Source organism: Marisediminitalea lipolytica, assembly GCF_001758465.1.
GTDB lineage: Bacteria > Pseudomonadota > Gammaproteobacteria > Enterobacterales > Alteromonadaceae > Alteromonas > Alteromonas lipolytica.
The window spans coordinates 838,368-856,631 of sequence record NZ_MJIC01000010.1; the positions used below are offsets into that span (position 1 = coordinate 838,368).

Consider the following 18,264-nt stretch of genomic DNA (forward strand, 5'->3'; position numbering starts at 1 on the left):
ACTCCCTGTTGGCCGCTTTACGCTGGCTCTATGTGAATGATGACATCATACAGATCAAATTCTTGTTTGAGGCGGTCTTCGAACGCATGAGACAGTTCATGTGCCGCAGTTAGCGATAGCTGAGGATTAATAAGCAAAGTTAAATCACAGATAATCTGCTCACCCATAGCCCGACTGCGAATATCGGTGACATTTTTTATATCGGGGAATTCCGCCAAAATAACTTTTAGTTCTGCTGAGGAGAACTGTTCTGCGGTTACATCAGCATCCGTCAGGACTGGCAATGCTTGCTGAAACAGCTCCCACGCGAGCTTGCCAACAAATCCGGCAACCAGTAAACAAAAAACGGTATCCAGCCAGTAATAACCCAGTGCAGACAGTTGCCAGCCTATCAAAACGGCTACTGAGGTAAGCACATCACTAAAGGTATGCTGAGCATCGGCGGCAAGTAACTTAGATTGCAGCTTTTGCGCCTGGCTGTGTTCCCAGCGACTCAGTGCAAAGTTAACCACGATGGCCAGAATAAGAATAACCAATCCAGTGTAACTCTGCTCCACCACCTGACCGTGATTGTCGATGGCATAGGTCACCAGTTCAAAGGCAACTACGCTAAGCAGAACGGCTAGTATGAAAATAGCGACGTATTCAAACTTTTGATGGCCATAAGGGTGTGTGTGATCCGGTGGTTTATGGCTAATTCGAATAGCAACAATAGCGATAAAGTTATTGGCTAAATCCGTGAGGGAATGAAGCGCATCAGCCAGTATTACGGAAGACTGAGTAATTAAGCCAATCACCAGCTTTACCAGGCTCATTAACAAATTTACCGAGCCTTCTATGAGTAGCACACGGGTGACGCCACGGCTTTTTGACGCTCTATCGTCCATTTTCTGCACCTTTAAACATCTTTACAGGTCAAGTTATTTTAATGAAAAAATCAAACAGTTAAACGCAAAAAACACAAATACTGATTATTTTTTAGTCAAAAGTTTGACTTTTGTAGCATTGCGTGCTCAATTATCAACCTGTAATATCCGATAAGAAATCAATAGATTTACGATTTTTATACTCATAATAATCCATAACAATAAATTCTGACATTAAATCAGTCAGATAAAATAATAAGTGCGCAAAAATGGAAAAATTAGAAACCGTAAAACGACTTGTTCGTCAGAACAATTACAAAAATAATGACATTACCTTTAAGCAATGTCAGGATTTAGGTGTCACGGTAAACCGGGTGGGATTAGAAATCTTTGCCCGTAAACTGCGGGCCATGGATCGCGCAGAGGAAATCAACCTCTATAAAGAACAGCCCATGGAACAAGCACACACCAGCGTACAGCCTTCTGCCACGCTGTCATTCGAAAAGTCATCGGTTGAATTAGGCAACTACAGCGAACACTATCGCGCTCGAACCCAGGTTTCAAATGTTACCCATTTGAGCAAAGCTGAAGTTCTTCGCAAGCCATTGCCTAACGATCCTGCTGAACGCAAGCGGGAAATTACGTTTGAGTTAGGCACCATCAAGGTTCGGGAACACGAATTGCTGCAAGAACTCAACTCTATCGAACACAAAGAAAGACTGGCTGGCGCTCATTAACCGTCATTTATAAGTAAGATAATGGTATTAATACCGCCATTTTGAGCCTGATTGTGGCTAAGTAGTTTTGCCAGTACCAAAGCTATCATGATATTTTGGTATTAAACCGATTATTCGATAGCTTTTAATGGAATATATATTTTTACTTTTCGCATTTATTTGTGGTCTTGGCGTAAAGCTTATCGGTATCCCGCCGTTAGTGGGTTACCTCGTAGCAGGCTTTCTCCTTAACGCCTTTGGTTTTGTTGCCACGCCAGCTATCGATACCTTCGCCAACCTCGGCATAACCATTATGCTGTTTACCATTGGCCTCAAGCTTAATCTTAAAGATCTCTCAAAACGTGAAGTCTGGGCCGGCAGTATAGGCCATACTGTGCTGTGGGTGGTTATCACTTCCGCTATATTACTGTTCGTGGGCACCATAGCCACAACCATGACCGGTCATCTGGACTGGCAATCCGCTGCTCTGATTGCTTTTGCGCTGTCTTTTAGCAGTACAGTATGTGTAGTTAAGGTACTTGAGGAGGCAGGAGAATCCAAAACCCGTCATGGCAAACTGGCTATTGGTGTGCTGGTTATGCAGGATATCTTTGCGGTGATTTTTCTGGTGATCGCCACTGGCAAAATCCCGAGTCTCTGGGCTCCGTTACTGTTACTACTCATTCCGGCAATGCCGTTACTCAAGCGAGTACTGAATCAGTCAGGACACGGCGAATTACTCCCCCTTACCGGGTTTATTTTTGCGCTGGGCGGCTACCACCTGTTTGAACTGGTCAACATTAAAGGTGATCTGGGCGCGTTAATCTTTGGTTTATTATTTGCTCCCCACCCCAAAGCCTCAGAGATGGCTAAGGCGCTACTGGCTTTTAAAGATCTATTCCTCATCGGCTTTTTCCTGTCAATTGGTCTTACCGCCCTGCCAGACATGAATATGCTTATCATCGCAGGTTTGCTGGTGCTGTTAATTCCGGTTAAATTTTTGCTGTTCTTCTGGCTGTTTACGCGCCTTAATTTACGCGGAAGAACGGCCTATCTGGGTGGACTGGTGCTGTCTAACTACAGTGAGTTTGGTTTAATTGTGGGCGCGCTGGCGGTTAGCCTTGGTTTGCTTGGCGAAACCTGGCTGGTGATGCTGGCTGTGGCTACCAGCATTTCTTTTGTTTTAACCAGTATTATTTATCGCTATTCGCACAGCCTGTATCAACGGATCAAAGAGCCGGTAAAACGACTGGAGAGTCCGGTCAGATTAAGTGAGGACATCTATCCCGAAATTACCCGCGCGAAAATTCTGGTGGTTGGTCTTGGCCGTGTTGGCATTGGCGCCTTTACATCGCTGAATAAGGTTGCAGATGCCAACGTGTGGGGAATGGATGCCGACCGGGGTAAAATTCAGCGCCTACAAAAAGACGGTTTAAACGTCATTAACGGCGACGGTGAAGACGTCGATCTGTGGGAAAATCTGGATATCAGGCATGTGCAGTTAGTTTTGCTCGCTCTTCCCTCTATTGAAGATGCCATCAACATTACCAAACAGCTAAAGAATGCCGGATACCAGGGCAAGATTGCAGCGATTGCCCGTTATGAAGACGAAGTATCAGCACTGGCCGAAAATGGTGTTGATAAGGTCTTTAACTTCTTTACTGAAGCCGGTTTAGGTTTTGCAGAAGAAAGTTTGTCGCTGGTAGATTAACTCAGCTGGCGATCCAAATACTAATAAAGGACAGACCGATAATTGTTATCATTTGTATGTGACTGTTTTTTAAAGCAAAACTTGAAATGCCGTACAATACAACCTAAACTTCACTAATTAAACGTACAGGAATCATTTTATGCAAGGCGATAAATCGGTCATTGCCATATTAAACGAAGTGTTAACCAGTGAGTTGACCTCGATCAATCAATACTTCCTTCATGCCCGTATGTTTAAAAACTGGGGCCTGGAAGAACTCAACGAGAAAGACTACAAAAAGTCAATTAAAGACATGAAACAAGCCGATGAACTCATCGAGCGCATTTTGTTTCTGGAAGGTCTGCCTAACCTGCAGGCGCTGGGTAAGCTGTATATCGGTGAGCACACCGAAGAAATGCTTCAGTGCGATAAGAAGTTTCAGGAAGAGCAACTTCCCCTGCTCCGTAAGGCAATCGCGCTGTGTGAGGAAAAGCAGGATTATGTGAGTCGCGATATTCTTGAATCGTTACTCGAATATGAAGAAGAACACTTAGACTGGCTCGAAACCCAGGAATACCAGATTGAAAACATGGGTATCGAGAACTATCTGCAAGCACAAATAATGGGAGACGACTAATGCAGGGTAATCAAAAAGTCCTTGAGGGCCTCAACGAACTGCTTTCCTATGAGCTGGCAGCCATGGATCAGTATTTTATTCATGCACAAATGTATCTCGACTGGGGTTTCAATAAGCTTTACGAGCGCATTAACCACGAGTTCGACGACGAAAAAGGTCACGCCACCAAGTTAGTCGACCGGATGTTAATGCTGGAATTTGCCCCGGACATGACTCAGCGTACCGGTTTCAAAGTAGGTAAAGATGTACCGGAAATGCTCGAGAGTGACCTGCGTGTTGAGTACGAAGTTGGCGCTAAGCTCAAAGAAGTGATTGCCGTGTGCGAAGAAGCCCAGGATTACGTTACGCGTGACTTTTTAGTTGAACTGCTCGACGACACCGAAGTGGACCATGCGCACTGGCTTGAACAACAGCTTAAACTGATTAAAATCTTAGGCTTACCGAATTATTTACAGTCTCAAATGTAATTACATTTGGGTGGTGAAATAAACTAAAACCGGCTCCGGCCGGTTTTTTAGTGTTATCACCATACGCCACTGCATCGTGGGTTCCGAACAGGCACCCAGCATAAACCACCCCGTCCATTCACCGTTTTCGTTGTGCTTGAGCGGCACCGGAATTTTCCCCATAAACATGTTCACCCCTTCAATGTACGCGGCGTCAATCATTTCGCCCTGGGGGAGCCTGAAGGTGAGCGGAATTTGTTCTTCAATTGTCGGCAAACGCGCCATAACCACGGTTAATATTCCTGCTGGTAGATTAACTTCACAAGAATTACCAGTTAACAAACATGACGATTTATTATCATAGTTATAGTTATTATTCTTAGTAAGAATATTTAAATTAAGCAGCACCACTGCAACCAGTAAAATAACCGCTAAAACAACTACCTGCGGCTTCTGCCACGACACTGCATTTGTTAATTTTTTGATCATTAATATCACTATTTTGTAAACGTCAAATTTTCTTTATTGACTAGGATCAAGCGCTCCTAGTTTATGGTATCTTTTTATTATTAAAAACTTTATTATCCGGCCTACCAACTGGCCTGTAGACAATAAACCATAAACTACGGGCTTCAGGGGATGTCCGCAACCTCACCTGAAAAATGTTTGTAGCACGGTTGGAAACCCTTTTTTAAAAGAAGTGGAAGATTCATTACAATGAGTGAAATAAGCCAAGCACAGCCAGATTACAACTACAAAGTTGTACGGCAATTTACCATAATGACCATCATTTGGGGTATCGTGGGAATGAGCCTTGGGGTATTTATTGCAGCGCAATTATTTGCCCCGGCCCTGAACTTCGACATTCCATGGTTAACCTATTCTCGCCTACGTCCTTTGCACACTAATGCCGTAATTTTTGCATTCGGTGGTTGTGCATTGTTTGCAACGTCTTACTACATCGTTCAGCGTACCTGTCAGGTTCGATTGTTCAGCGATAAACTTGCTCAGTTCACCTTTTGGGGTTGGCAGGCAGTTATCGTTGCGGCAGTTCTGACCCTGCCTTTTGGTTATACAACCAGTAAAGAGTACGCAGAATTAGAGTGGCCAATCGATATTCTGATTGCCCTGGTTTGGGTTGCTTACATTATTAACTTCTTTGGAACCCTTGCTATTCGCAAGGTGTCGCACATTTATGTAGCGAACTGGTTCCTGGGTGCCTTTATGTTAACGGTTGCGGTGTTGCATATTGGTAATAGTATGGCGCTTCCTGTTTCATTCATGAAATCATATTCCCTGTATGCTGGTGCTGTAGATGCCATGATGCAATGGTGGTATGGCCATAATGCGGTAGGTTTCTTCCTGACAGCTGGCTTCCTGGGGATGATGTATTACTTTGTTCCTAAGCAGGCTGGTCGTCCGGTTTACTCGTATCGTTTATCAGTAGTTCACTTCTGGGCACTGATTTCGCTGTACATCTGGGCTGGTCCTCACCACTTACACTACACTGCCCTGCCTGACTGGACTCAGTCATTAGGTATGGTAATGTCGGTTATCCTGTTTGTTCCGTCATGGGGTGGTATGATCAACGGTATCATGACCCTGTCTGGCGCCTGGCACAAACTGCGTACTGACCCTGTACTGCGTTTCCTGATTGTTTCTCTGTCTTTCTACGGTATGTCTACCTTCGAAGGCCCAATGATGGCAATCAAAACTGTAAATGCCTTATCTCACTACACTGACTGGACTGTTGGTCACGTACACTCTGGTGCACTGGGCTGGGTTGCCATGGTATCAATTGGTTCTATCTACCACCTGATCCCTCACCTGTTCGGCCAGAAAGCCATGTACTCAACCAAACTGGTTAACGTTCACTTCTGGTTCGCAACTATCGGTGTGGTTCTGTATATCGTAGCAATGTGGATGTCTGGTGTACTGCAAGGTCTGATGTGGCGTGCAGTTAATGCTGACGGTACCCTGACTTACAGCTTTGTTGAGTCACTGGAAGCATCTAAACCTTTCTACGTGGTACGTTTTGTGGGTGGCTGCTTCGTTGTTGCCGGTATGTTAATCATGGCTTACAACACTTACAGAACTGTAAGTGCACCTAAAGGTAGCCTGGTTCCAGAACCAGCCGCAGCTTAAGGAGTAGTAGAGATGCGTAATCCACATGAAATAATTGAAAAGAACGTTGGTCTGTTAACTGTTCTTATCTTAATCGCTATCAGCTTTGGTGCACTGGTTCAGATCACCCCGCTGATGTTCCAACAGCAGGTTATGGAGCCAGTTAAGGGCCTTAAGCCTTACACTGCGCTGCAATTAGAAGGTCGTGACATCTACATCCGTGAAGGTTGTGTTGGTTGTCACAGCCAGATGATTCGTCCATTCCGAGCTGAAACTGAGCGTTATGGTCACTACTCTGTTGCTGGTGAGTCGGTATGGGAACACCCATTCCTTTGGGGTTCTAAGCGTACTGGACCAGACCTGGCCCGTGTTGGTGGTCGTTACAGTGATGAGTGGCACCGTGTTCACTTGATTAATCCTCGCGATGTTGTACCTGAGTCAAACATGCCAGGCTTCCCATGGTTAGCAGAAAATACGTTAACCGGTGAAGACACTGCTAAGAAAATGGAAGTATTCCAAACTCTGGGCGTGCCTTACACAGCGGAAGATATCGCAGGTGCAGAAGCGGCAGTAAAAGGCAAAACCGAAATGGAAGCCCTTATTGCTTATCTACAATCCCTTGGCACATATTTGAAATAATATGGACCAGGGTACTGTAGGCAGCATTTTTACTGTCATCGTCTTCGTCGTCTTTATTGGCATCGTTTGGTGGGCATTTAGTAGTCGTAACAAAAAGAAGTTCGACGAAGCCGCTAACCTGGTGTTCGCTGACGAAGACAAAGAAGAATCAAAGCAAAGAAAGAATAGCGGGAGTTAACACTCATGAGCATGTTTTGGACAATTTGGATCTCTGTGATCACACTGGGAACCATAGTCGGAAGTTACTTGCTGTTACGTTGGAACCTGACCAACTACACCGGCCATCCGGAAGGCGAGTCAATGGGACACGAATTTGACGGGATTGTAGAAATCAACAATCCGCTGCCAAGATGGTGGACCATTCTGTTTTACCTAACAATCGTATGGAGTTTCTTCTACCTGGCGTTGTACCCTGGCTTAGGTTCATTTGAAGGCTTTTTGGGCTGGAGAAGTTCGAACCAGGATGTACGTACGTTAGAAGAATCTGCACAGGCGCGTATTGACGCGAAGGAAGGCGAGTATCTGGTTCAGTACGATCGGGAACTGGACTTCGCTGCAGAGAAGTTTGACCCAATCTTTGAAGCTTATGCAAAAGTACCGGTTGAAGAACTGGTTAAAAATGAAGAAGCGGTAAAAGTAGGTCAGCGTTTATTCCTGCAAAACTGTTCTCAGTGTCACGGTTCTGATGCCCGCGGTAACCAGGGCTTCCCTAACCTGACTGATAACGACTGGTTGTACGGTGGTACTGGTGCCAAGATCAAAGAAACCCTGACTAACGGTCGTAACGCGGCAATGCCAGCGTGGATCGATGCGATGGGTGAACAAGGTATCAAAGAAACCGTAGCTTACGTACTGAGCCTGAGTGGCCGTGAAATGGCAGAAAACCATGACACCCTGGCAGAAGCAGGTAAAGCCCGCTTTATGGTCTGTGCGGCGTGTCACGGTATGGACGGTAAAGGTAACCAAATGCTTGGTGCGCCTAACCTGACTGACAACACCTGGTTATACGGCGGTTCTGAGCGTGCTATCACCGAAACCCTGACCTACGGTCGTAACGGTGTAATGCCTTCGTTCAAGAAAACCCTGGGTGACAACAAAATTCACGTAGTTGCTACTTACGTGTACAGCTTGTCTCACTAAGATTTTAAAATATAATGCAAAAGCCTCGTTTTTTACGGGGCTTTTTTATTCAAGGTACATGAGTGCCGATACGCATAAACTTGCTGGTAAATTTATCCGTATCGATATTCAACCGGTTCCATAAAGTTCATTAGGAATGCAGTAATGGAAAAAACAGATACAAAACCCTGGTACAAATATTTCTGGCCGTGGTTTCTAATTGCCGTACCTACCTCGTCATTTATCATGGCGTATTTTCTGGTGAATTTTGCCGCCAATACCGAAGACTCGTTGGTCATTGATGACTATTACAAAGAAGGTAAAGCGATTAACGCCAGCATGGCAAAAGTCGAACAAGCCCGCCGTATGCGCATTATGACCGACCTGACCGTTATTGATGGCCAGATCGCATTGGAGTTCCACAGTGGTATTCCCGAGTCAGGAAATGCATTAAAGCTGAGTTTTTACCACGTAACACTGGAAGATAAGGACTTCACCATGCTACTGACCCGCGACGCCAGCGGTATTTACCGCGGCTATACCGAGGTGGATACCAACGGTAAATGGCGAGTGTCGCTCACACCAATGGATGAAGCCTGGAAAGTGCAACAGGAAGTGTCTTTACCCCGTAACGATAAGATTCGATTTATCCCCTGATGAATGTGACTGCAATAGCGTGTTATCACTGTGGTCTTCCGGCTGAAGAGAACAGCCCCTACCATGCGGTTATTCTTGGTGAAGACCGGGTAATGTGTTGCCCGGGTTGTCAGGCAGTGGCTGAGTCCATTGTTGAAAATGGCCTGGAAGATTATTACCAGTTTCGCACCGAGCCCGCAGCTCAGGGTGACGTGGAATTTCAGGATACCTTGTCCAAACTCGCCATGTATGATGATCCGTCGTTACAGGAAGATTTTGTTTACGATGAAGGTAACAATAAGCAAATTCAACTTACTGTGGAAGGGATCACCTGTGCCGCCTGCGGCTGGCTTATTGAAAAACAGCTGGCCAAAGTCAATGGTATCGCTCAGGTTTCGGTAAATGTGTCCGAACGTCGTGCTGCGGTCACCTGGTCACCTGAAACCATTCATTTAAGCGGCATATTAAAAGCGCTGAAGAAAATTGGCTATACCGCACTGCCCTTTCAGCCCGATCAACATGAAGCATCTTACAAAAGTGAGCAAAAGCAGTTTTTAAAGAAACTGGGGCTGGCCGGCATTATGACCATGCAGGTGATGATGCTGATGACCGGACTGTATTTTGATTTATTCGGCGCTATTGAGCTGGAAACCCGCCAGTATTTTTACTGGGTCGCTCTGGTTCTCACCACACCAGTCGTATTTTATTCTGGCAGCACCTTTTACCTTGGCGCCATTAAGGCACTCAGCGCCCGTACCGTAAATATGGATGTGCCGGTAACCATAGCCGTGTTTGGTACTTACATCGCTGGCATTAAATCCATATTACTGGAAACCGGCGATGTGTATTTTGAATCCATCTGCATGTTTATCTTCTTGCTGCTGCTTAGCCGCTATCTGGAACACCGCTCGCGGCATCGCGCTACTCAGATATCAGCCAATATGATGCAGTATATCCCGGTAACAGCGCACAAATTACTCGCTGATGGACAGCTTGAGCCCTGCCTGGCTAAACACCTTCAGGTGGGGGATAAAGTACTGGTTAAAGCCGGTGAGACGATTCCGGTTGACGGGCGCATTATTGAGGGTGCCTCAGCCATTGATGAATCCATGTTAACCGGTGAGTTTGAACCAGTCCACAAAGGCGCCGGTGCCGCAGTTTTTGGTGGTACGGTAAATCAGCAAAGTACTTTAACCGTCGAAGTACATCAGCAATTAAAATACGCGCTGGTTAACCAAATCATTCGGTTGCAGGCTACGGCCATGGCAAATAAACCAAAAGCTGCCCAGTTAGCCGATTCATTTTCGCGTTATTTTGTTACCGCCGTACTGGTAATAAGTGCCCTGACCTTTGCTTATTGGTATGGCCAGGGTAATGATGAAGCATTCTGGATATCCATTGCCGTTTTGGTGGCAACCTGCCCTTGTGCATTGGGGCTGGCGACGCCCTCCGCGCTTACCTGCGCCATGGCGCGCTTAAATAAACAGGGGATCCTGTTAAAACGCGCTGATGCGCTTGAGCAACTCACCACTATCAACACCATTGCACTGGATAAAACCGGCACCTTAACCGAAGGTAAATTCAGTATTGTTAATACCTGGTTCGCCGAAGACATGAATGCAGACTACCTGTTTGTTGTTGCATGCAGTCTGGAAGCCAGATCAGAGCACCCTATCAGCCATGCTTTTACCAGTGAGCAGCATCTGGTGGTGACTGATTTCGACGTCGCCGCGGGTGGCGGGATTCAGGGTAATATCAATGGCGTGCACTACCAGTTAGGTTCGGCCAGTTTTACTCAGGTAATAACCAATGAGGTTCCCATCGAAGCCAATGTGTACCTGACGGCAAATAACGCCGTGATTGCGGCATTTGAAGTTGCCGATGGCCTTAAGGCTGATACAGCTGCCACACTGGACCAACTCAGAAACTATCAGTTGGTTTTGCTTAGCGGCGATACTCAGCGCAATGTGGATAAACTTGCCGCTAAGTTGCCGCTTAACGTTGCTCGCGGCGGTCTGACACCAGAACAAAAATATCAGTCCGTTCAGGCCCTGCAAACCCAGGGGAATAAGGTAATGATGCTGGGCGACGGCATCAATGATGCGCCGGTACTGGCCAGTGCCGATGTGTCTGTTGCGGTAGGTAACGCTACGGATATCGCCCGTAATGCGGCCGATGTGGTATTGCTGAGTGAGTCTTTAACCTCAGTGCCAGCCTTGCTGGATATTGCCGGTAAAACCCGCCGGAAAATCAGACAAAATATTCTGTGGGCACTGGCTTACAACCTGATAATCCTGCCATTTGCGGTTTCCGGCTTATTACTCCCCTGGATGGCAGTGATCGGGATGTCATTAAGTAGTATCATTGTGGTTTCTAACTCGACCCGATTATTACGATAAGGCGGATACGTGAGTATTATCTATGTCCTCATCCCTTTAGCTATCATTTTAGTAGCGGTGGCGATAGGTATTTTCTTTTGGGCGGTAAAGTCTAACCAGTTTCAGGATCTCGAGCGCCACGGGTACAGCATTCTCTTCGACGACGACTTACCCGAAGAGCAACGTAAACAAGCCGAAGACCAGGACAAAGCCAAAAACGATCATGAATGATTTTGGCTTTATCTCGGCGTTTTTAGTGGGTCTTGCCGGTTCGTTACATTGCGTTGGCATGTGTGGCGGCATTGCCGGGGCGTTACGCACCGCTGTTCCCGCAGGTAACCAGCCGTTACCCTATATCGTTAGTTATAATCTTGGGCGTATTATCAGCTATGCCATCGCCGGCGCGATTACCGGCTTACTCGGGCAAATTGCGCGTGCTTCAGTGAGCCATGGTCTTATGGTATTCCAGCTGATTAGCGCGGCAATGCTGATTGCCATGGGCTTATATCTGGCCCAGTGGTGGCGCGGACTGGCAAAACTGGAGTCTTTAGGCAATGGTCTCTGGCAACGTATTCGTCCGCTATCCAAACGTTTTATCCCGTTCAAGTCCCCGTTGTGGGCGTTACCTTACGGTATTATCTGGGGCTGGTTACCCTGCGGATTGGTCTATTCTACCCTGACCTGGGCGCTAGTATCGGGCAGTAGCTGGCATGGAGCCGCGGTTATGGCGTCTTTCGGCTTAGGTACGCTACCGGCCCTGATTGCGGTTAGCATTGGTGCTGGCTGGCTAATAAAAGTCCTGCAAGAGCCTAAAGCTAAGTCATTAGTCGCAATTTTGCTTATAATATATGGGGTTTTCTTGATTTACCGCACCCTAAACGGTAATAATTAGCCGACGCCCACACGGAGACGTAATCTATGTCAAAAGGCTCAGAATTTTCGATTCATTGTCAGAGCTGTAGTTTCAGCCATTTGTGCCTGCCAGTTTCGTTAAATAAAACTGAACTCGATTCGCTTGATGATATTATTGAGCGTAAAAAACCACTGCACAAACACGATAAGCTGGTTAAAGCCGGCGATAAGTTTAATTCATTGTTTGCGGTACGCGCAGGCTCCTTTAAGTCTTTTGTGAGTAGTAAAGACGGCGAAGAGCAAATTATTGGTTTTCACTTTCCCGGCGATATTATCGGTTTTGATGCGCTGCGCGAAAATGCACACCAGAGCTATACTCAGGCGCTGGAAACAGCGATGGTATGCGAACTGCCCTACGAAACGCTGGATAAAATGTCGGTGCAATTTCCTAAACTGCGCCATCAGATCATGAGTTTTATGAGTGCCGAAATTAAACAGGATCACGACCTGATGATGCTGCTTAACAAACGCACTGCCGAAGAACGCCTGATTTATTTTCTTGCGCATTTATCCAAACGCTTTGAAGATCGTGGTTTCTCACCGCGTCAGTTCAATCTGAGCATGACACGGAACGAAATTGGTAATTATCTTGGCTTAACGGTAGAAACGATTTCTCGTTTACTTACACGCTTCCAGAAAGAAGGCATCATTCAGGTGGATGGTAAATTAATTACTATTCTCGATTTTGAAGCCATGGATGCCAAACTGCATAGTATGGACATTCCTACTACCACCATCTGCTAAGTTATCTGCCGGCTGTTTTTCCTTTTTTATCAGTTCGTTGATCCCAAGCAATCGACAAACTGGAGAAACAGCCACAGCAGAGATACACTCTTAATGTAGCCAATACATTAATGGAGTGTCATCATGATCGAATACAGCCAAATTCTGGCCGTGGTTGAACCCGAAAAAGATACCCAGCCTGCCTTATCCCGCGCTCTGGAATTAGCCGACAAAACCGGTGCTCAGATTACCGCGCTAATGACCATTTACGATTTTTCATACGAAATGACCACCATGCTCTCAGGTGAAGAGCGCGAGGCAATGCGTGAAGCGGTGGTTAAAGAGCGTACCACCTGGCTGCAGGAACAACTGGCACAATACAGTCAGCCAATTCAGGCTCTGGTTGCCTGGAACAACCGCCCCTATGAAGCCATTATCAAAACGGCTATTGAGTTAAGCGCAGATATCGTGGTTAAGGCAACCCGTTCACATGATGACTTGCGCTCCGTTATCTTCACGCCAACCGACTGGCATCTGGTACGTAAATGCCCTGCCCCGGTTCTGTTAGTCAAAGAGCATGACTGGCCGCAGGATGGTAAAATCATTGCCGCAGTAAATGTAGGCACAGAAGATCGCGAACACGCACAGTTAAACAACACGTTAACCACAATCGCACAGGACTACGCCAAACTTTTGAGCGGTCACGTACATCTGGCTAATTGCTATCCCGGCACACCACTGAATATCGCCATAGAAGTCCCTGAGTTTGATCCCGAGACTTACAATCAGTCAGTAAAAAATCATCATTTGGAAGAAATGGAAAAACACAGCGCACGTTTTTCTATTCCGCTGGATAATTGCCACGTTCGCGAGGGCCTGCCAGAAAAAGCCATTCCCCAGATTGCCCGTGAACTGGACGCAGAACTTGTTATTATCGGCACTGTCGGTCGTGTTGGCATCTCTGCCGCGCTAATTGGTAACACCGCTGAGCACGTTATTGATGAGCTGAACTGCGATGTGTTAGCAATTAAGCCTGATGGTTTTATCAGCCCGGTAAGTTAATCTATCAAGCGGGCAGCGGCCCGCTGCCTTTTGTTTTTGTAAAACCATAGCAGCCTCATGCACTCTGTACAGCAGCGGCTGGTGCCAATTAAGCAATGGGCAATCGGTAGTGCGTGAATAAACTGCTTCGCGTATAATGCCCGCCATAGCAATATGGGTTTTGGATTATATGAGTTTACACATCAATACTGCCGCCGCTGCCACTCAGTCAAAGCAGAAATACAGCTTCAACAAGTTACAAAAGCGCATTCGTCGAAATGTGGGTAAAGCCATAGATGATTTTGGCATGATTGAAGATGGCGACAAGGTTATGGTGTGTCTGTCTGGCGGTAAAGACAGCTATACCATGCTGGATGTACTGATGTACCTGCAACGCATTGCCCCAATTAGTTTTGATATTGTGGCGGTTAATCTGGACCAGAAGCAACCCGGTTTTCCTGAACACATTTTACCAGAATATCTTAATGGGCTGGGTATCGACTATAAAATCGTGCAGGAAGACACCTATTCTATTGTTAAAGAGAAAATCCCAGAGGGTAAAACCACCTGTTCGCTATGTTCACGCTTACGTCGTGGCATTCTGTATCGCACGGCAACCGAGCTTGGTGCAACTAAAATTGCCCTTGGTCATCACCGTGATGACATGCTTGAAACCCTGTTTCTTAACATGTTTCATGGCGGTAAATTAAAGTCAATGCCGCCAAAACTGGTGAGTGATGACGGTAAACATGTGGTGATCCGCCCATTGGCCTACTGTACCGAACGGGATATCGAAAAATACGCCGCCTCTGTTGAATTTCCTATCATTCCCTGTAACTTATGTGGTTCACAGGAAAACTTGCAGCGGCAAAACATCAAGATGATGTTACAGGACTGGAATAAACGTTTTCCGGGGCGTATTGAGTCTATGTTCAGGGCAATGCAAAACGTGACCCCTTCTCATTTGGTTGACAAAAACCTGCACGACTTTAAGGCCATTAAAGCGACAGGCGAAGCACAACCCGAGGGCGATATCGCATTTGATGCTCCCGAATTCGACACCGTACCACATCCTGACACTGCAGAGTCCATCACTATTGTAAACTTGACGGAATAAGTGGCTATGAAAATTGGGATCGCGCTGGGTTCCGGTGCTGCCCGTGGTTGGGCGCACATAGGTGTTATTCAGGCGCTGGAAAAACTGGGCGTTAAAATTGATGTGGTAGCAGGTTGCTCCATAGGTGCATACGTGGGTGCTGCCTATGCCAGTGGTAAACTCGATGAACTCAAGGAATGGGCTTCGTCACTTACAGAATGGCAGACCCTTAGTCTGATGGGGATTGGTATTCGCCGCGGCGGCCTGGCCAGCGGTCAGAAGGTATTCGATAAACTGGCCAGCGATTTATGCGCCCCTACCTTTGAAGAAATGGAAAAACCCTTTGCCTGTGTGGCCACCGATCTGTACTCAGGCCGGGAAGTGGTGTTTAACAAGGGGGATGTCGGCACGTCTATACAGGCATCCTGTGCCATCCCTGCGCTGTTTTCCCCTATTGCTTATGAAGAGCGCTGGTTGGTTGATGGCGCCGTCGTTAACCCTGTTCCGGTAAATTTATGCCGTCAGCTGGGCGCAGATTTTGTCATAGCGGTAAACCTGAACGCCGACTTCAGACCACTGCAAATTGCTCGCGAAACGTTACGCCACGAAGAGTTTCAGGAAAAAAACGAGCACTTCTTCAAAAAAAGTCAGGACGTCGTTCGCCAGTGGTTTTCGCCAGAGCCGAAAGATAACAGCAAACACGCCCCCGGTATTTTAAGTGTTATGAGCAGCTCTTTGGAAATCCTGCAGGCCCGGGTTACCCGTTCGCGTCTGGCTGGTGAGCCACCGGATATTCTTATTGAGCCAACGTTAACCGACGTGGGATTAATGGAGTTTCATCGCTGTGCGGAACTTTGCGACACCGGCGAGCAGGTAGTTAAAAGACTGGCAGAACAAATTCGTTATCAGCTGGTGCTAGACGAAGTGCTCCCGCCTTCAGCAGTTGATCAGGAAGCGTTAACCGAAAAAGCAGAAGCAGACGACGCAAAACAGGAATGAAAAGTAGCATAGCAATGGTGCTGGCACTCAATACCACACCATTGCCTGCCGGCACTTTTTAACTCTTTGCCAGCGCCGTAATTCGAAGCGGTTTAACCGGCAGTTTCAGTGACTTTCCTTCAGCCAGCCAGTCATTATCCAGCATCAGCATGCCGTTGGTAATTGCTGGCGCGCCAGGCACCATGGCATCTAACTCACTATCACTAAAGCGAAACGTTAAGCCTTTTACCGACGGCATCATAAAGGATAAAAACCCACCCATTTCGTTAAAGAACGCTTCATATTGTTGTTTAATAAACGCTAAGTCCTCTGCCGAGTACTCGGTTTTTAAATGCTCTGCTGTGGTTTCTATCTGCACCGACATATCACACAAGTTTGCCGCTTCATCAAGATCAATCACTACCATCGCATCGGCTAAATTTAGTGCTTTTTCCTTAGGCACTAAAAAGCGCTGCTCTGGCGATACCTCTAGGGGAATATCCTGTTTTTGCGTCACGATAGTTGCTGTATTAATTTTGCAAAGGTGTGTGGTACCCACCCGTAAAAAGCCAAAAGCAAACTGTAGTGCAGCAGTATTTTCGCCGCTTAATTTTTTCACATGGCTGTAAAAACGTTTGTATTCTACTTCAACCACCTCAGCGCAAACATTAAAGGCAGAGGCAAGTAAAGCAACGGCTAAAAGAGTACGTTTCATTCGGTAATAAACCTTTTGTTGTAGCGGATCATATTTTGTAGTTCGTTAACATAGGCCGCTCCGCGTTCGGAGTAATTCATTAATCCTTCAGCCAGAGCCAGGCCCGTTACCGGTAATTGTGCACGACGTAAAGACGCTCTGATATGACGTAGCTCACGATATGCGTCATGGCGATTAATATTTCGCATGTAGGTGTAAGTAGCTCGAGACAGGTTATCAAATCTGGCTACCTCATGGCTGGCACCGCTACTGCGCCGTGATGGCACAAAACCGCAGCCTTTTTGATAACACCACAGGCCAAAAAAATTATAGCCTTGCTGGGCAAACCGGGACGTCCCCCAGGCTGATTCATTAGCAGCCTGCATCAAAACCAGCTCCACCGGCAAAATATCGACCTTGTTAAGCATCTGCTTGATTTGCTTGTCGGCGGGCATATTCTGATCAACCCGGTACTCTTCGGCGAGCCACTCCAATCGCTCGTTGTCGTCTTCGGTAAGTGTATTCCCGGCCGTCAGCTGACGCTGTAGCGTTTGCAAGTAGTGACGCAGACTCAGTAAATAATCGTTTTGCTTTTCAACCTCGGGCTTCAGATAAGCAAAAAATGCCTGTTTACGTGCTTTGGTATCTTCTACAGCTGCAAAATCAGGAACGGGCTGTTCAGCCTGCTCTGTTTCAGGTACATCCAGAATATCGGGCTCACGGGTGCCTGTCATCCAGGCTAACACCACGGTTATTGCCATCACCGCAACCGCAATTAAGATAATTTTACTGGTTTCCCGTTTATGCATCGAGTATCGAGTCCTTGCCGCCGCTATGCAGCTGTTGCGAAGTTTGCGCAAAACCGAAAAGATCGGCGTACAAGCGCCCCATTACCAGTACATAAATGGGACCAACCCACAATACTGCCAGTCCCATGGTAAGCAGAATCAACAAAAACATCAGCACAAAGGCCAACAGAAGCAATGTAAACGGAAACAGATAACGGTTAACAACCTTTACCGACAACACCACAGACTGAACCAGCCCCAGTCGCTTCTCGGCAATCAGCACAACCGTAAACTGAGTAGCCATGTAGATATAAAGCCCGGGCAAAATTAAAAAGTTAAGCCCAATCTGGGTTAACAGGCTAATCAGTAAATTTGCCGTTACCAGCACTAATACATAGGGAAAATACTGGGTGACTTCTTTCACACTGGTACCGGTGTGTGTAGAGAGTTTAACGCCTAACATGCGAAAACCCACTATCAGCGGCGTCATGATTATTAGCATAAAAATATCCAGTAATCCGGCATTACTGCTTTGCATGCTCTCTACTGAAGTCATATCCAGCCCCAGTGCCTGGATCAACAGCATGGTGCAGCCCACACCAATCAGCATCAGCAAGCCGGTTGCTTTTAACAGCATGCCAAGATGCTGCTTGTACAGGCTTTGGGCCTCGGAAAATAACCCTTTGATATTAAATTTATACTCACCAGCAAGGGCGCGCTGTAAATGCGTATTGTTAGCTGGAGACTGGTTGTTTTCGCTCAAAATAGTATCTCATTAATG

General features: G+C 46.6%; 21 protein-coding genes. 16 read left to right on the forward strand and 5 right to left on the reverse strand.

All coding sequences use genetic code 11. From position 1 onward, the window contains the following. Positions 1-17: 17 nt before the first annotated feature. A complete protein-coding gene (locus BFC17_RS09165; RefSeq protein ID WP_070176130.1) occupies positions 18-887 on the reverse strand; it encodes a cation diffusion facilitator family transporter in 870 nt (289 codons plus the stop codon). Between the two features lie 248 nt (positions 888-1,135). Here BFC17_RS09165 and BFC17_RS09170 point away from each other — a divergent pair, with 248 nt between their 5' ends. The 4 genes from BFC17_RS09170 to bfr (BFC17_RS09185) all read left to right on the forward strand — a co-directional run bounded on the left by BFC17_RS09170 (position 1,136) and on the right by bfr (BFC17_RS09185) (position 4,376). Continuing rightward, positions 1,136-1,603: a hypothetical protein gene (locus BFC17_RS09170; RefSeq protein ID WP_070176131.1), complete on the forward strand. Its 468-nt coding sequence runs from the start codon at positions 1,136-1,138 to the stop codon at positions 1,601-1,603. A 127-nt stretch (positions 1,604-1,730) separates the two neighbouring features. After that, the gene (locus BFC17_RS09175) at positions 1,731-3,293 is read left to right on the forward strand and encodes a cation:proton antiporter family protein (RefSeq protein ID WP_070176132.1); all 1,563 of its coding nucleotides are present in this window, start codon (positions 1,731-1,733) and stop codon (positions 3,291-3,293) included. Positions 3,294-3,432: 139 nt separating this feature from the next. After that, positions 3,433-3,909 carry a bacterioferritin gene (gene bfr / locus BFC17_RS09180; RefSeq protein ID WP_070176133.1) on the forward strand — a complete coding sequence of 159 codons (477 nt, stop codon included), beginning with the start codon at positions 3,433-3,435 and terminating at the stop codon, positions 3,907-3,909. Further along, positions 3,909-4,376, forward strand: a complete 468-nt coding sequence (bfr, locus tag BFC17_RS09185; RefSeq protein ID WP_070176134.1) for a bacterioferritin — start codon at positions 3,909-3,911, stop codon at positions 4,374-4,376. The genes bfr (BFC17_RS09180) and bfr (BFC17_RS09185) overlap by 1 nt, the downstream gene beginning before the upstream one ends. Here bfr (BFC17_RS09185) and BFC17_RS09190 read toward each other — a convergent pair whose 3' ends face one another. Next, positions 4,377-4,844, reverse strand: a complete 468-nt coding sequence (locus BFC17_RS09190) for a hypothetical protein (RefSeq protein ID WP_070176135.1) — start codon at positions 4,842-4,844, stop codon at positions 4,377-4,379. A gap of 228 nt (positions 4,845-5,072) precedes the next feature. Here BFC17_RS09190 and ccoN point away from each other — a divergent pair, with 228 nt between their 5' ends. From ccoN to rssA, 12 genes are all read left to right on the forward strand, one after another. Continuing rightward, a complete protein-coding gene (ccoN, locus tag BFC17_RS09195) occupies positions 5,073-6,500 on the forward strand; it encodes a cytochrome-c oxidase, cbb3-type subunit I (protein WP_070176136.1) in 1,428 nt (475 codons plus the stop codon). Positions 6,501-6,512: 12 nt separating this feature from the next. Continuing rightward, entirely contained in the window at positions 6,513-7,118 is a 606-nt protein-coding gene (gene ccoO / locus BFC17_RS09200; RefSeq protein WP_070176137.1) for a cytochrome-c oxidase, cbb3-type subunit II, read from the forward strand. A gap of 1 nt (position 7,119) precedes the next feature. Further along, positions 7,120-7,296, forward strand: a complete 177-nt coding sequence (locus BFC17_RS09205) for a cbb3-type cytochrome oxidase subunit 3 (RefSeq protein ID WP_070176138.1) — start codon at positions 7,120-7,122, stop codon at positions 7,294-7,296. 5 nt (positions 7,297-7,301) lie between these two features. Next, positions 7,302-8,258: a cytochrome-c oxidase, cbb3-type subunit III gene (gene ccoP, locus BFC17_RS09210; RefSeq protein ID WP_070176139.1), complete on the forward strand. Its 957-nt coding sequence runs from the start codon at positions 7,302-7,304 to the stop codon at positions 8,256-8,258. A 144-nt stretch (positions 8,259-8,402) separates the two neighbouring features. Next, positions 8,403-8,894, forward strand: coding sequence for a FixH family protein (locus BFC17_RS09215; protein WP_070176140.1), 492 nt, complete (start codon positions 8,403-8,405; stop codon positions 8,892-8,894). After that, positions 8,894-11,272, forward strand: a complete 2,379-nt coding sequence (locus BFC17_RS09220; RefSeq protein WP_070176141.1) for a heavy metal translocating P-type ATPase — start codon at positions 8,894-8,896, stop codon at positions 11,270-11,272. The genes BFC17_RS09215 and BFC17_RS09220 overlap by 1 nt, the downstream gene beginning before the upstream one ends. 9 nt (positions 11,273-11,281) lie before the next feature. After that, positions 11,282-11,482 carry a cbb3-type cytochrome oxidase assembly protein CcoS gene (gene ccoS, locus BFC17_RS09225; RefSeq protein ID WP_070176142.1) on the forward strand — a complete coding sequence of 67 codons (201 nt, stop codon included), beginning with the start codon at positions 11,282-11,284 and terminating at the stop codon, positions 11,480-11,482. Next, a complete protein-coding gene (locus BFC17_RS09230; protein WP_070176143.1) occupies positions 11,475-12,143 on the forward strand; it encodes a sulfite exporter TauE/SafE family protein in 669 nt (222 codons plus the stop codon). Before ccoS ends, BFC17_RS09230 begins: the two co-directional genes overlap by 8 nt. Before the next feature lie 26 nt (positions 12,144-12,169). Beyond that, positions 12,170-12,907, forward strand: a complete 738-nt coding sequence (gene fnr, locus BFC17_RS09235) for a fumarate/nitrate reduction transcriptional regulator Fnr (protein WP_070176144.1) — start codon at positions 12,170-12,172, stop codon at positions 12,905-12,907. A 123-nt stretch (positions 12,908-13,030) separates the two neighbouring features. Continuing rightward, positions 13,031-13,948, forward strand: a complete 918-nt coding sequence (gene uspE, locus BFC17_RS09240; protein WP_070176145.1) for a universal stress protein UspE — start codon at positions 13,031-13,033, stop codon at positions 13,946-13,948. 169 nt (positions 13,949-14,117) lie between these two features. Beyond that, the gene (gene ttcA / locus BFC17_RS09245; RefSeq protein WP_070176146.1) at positions 14,118-15,044 is read left to right on the forward strand and encodes a tRNA 2-thiocytidine(32) synthetase TtcA; all 927 of its coding nucleotides are present in this window, start codon (positions 14,118-14,120) and stop codon (positions 15,042-15,044) included. A gap of 6 nt (positions 15,045-15,050) precedes the next feature. Next, positions 15,051-16,022 carry a patatin-like phospholipase RssA gene (gene rssA / locus BFC17_RS09250; RefSeq protein WP_070176147.1) on the forward strand — a complete coding sequence of 324 codons (972 nt, stop codon included), beginning with the start codon at positions 15,051-15,053 and terminating at the stop codon, positions 16,020-16,022. 58 nt (positions 16,023-16,080) lie between these two features. On the opposite strand, the gene BFC17_RS09255 is transcribed toward rssA, so the two are convergent. From BFC17_RS09255 to BFC17_RS09265, 3 genes are read right to left on the reverse strand one after another with little or no spacing between them, the layout of a single operon-like run. Next, the gene (locus BFC17_RS09255) at positions 16,081-16,716 is read right to left on the reverse strand and encodes a DUF2987 domain-containing protein (protein ID WP_070176148.1); all 636 of its coding nucleotides are present in this window, start codon (positions 16,714-16,716) and stop codon (positions 16,081-16,083) included. Further along, positions 16,713-17,504 (reverse strand): glucosaminidase domain-containing protein, encoded by a 792-nt coding sequence (locus tag BFC17_RS09260; protein ID WP_070176149.1) that lies wholly within the window; start codon positions 17,502-17,504, stop codon positions 16,713-16,715. The genes BFC17_RS09255 and BFC17_RS09260 overlap by 4 nt, the downstream gene beginning before the upstream one ends. Next, entirely contained in the window at positions 17,497-18,246 is a 750-nt protein-coding gene (locus tag BFC17_RS09265; RefSeq protein WP_070176150.1) for a hypothetical protein, read from the reverse strand. Before BFC17_RS09265 ends, BFC17_RS09260 begins: the two co-directional genes overlap by 8 nt. Positions 18,247-18,264: the final 18 nt, after the last annotated feature.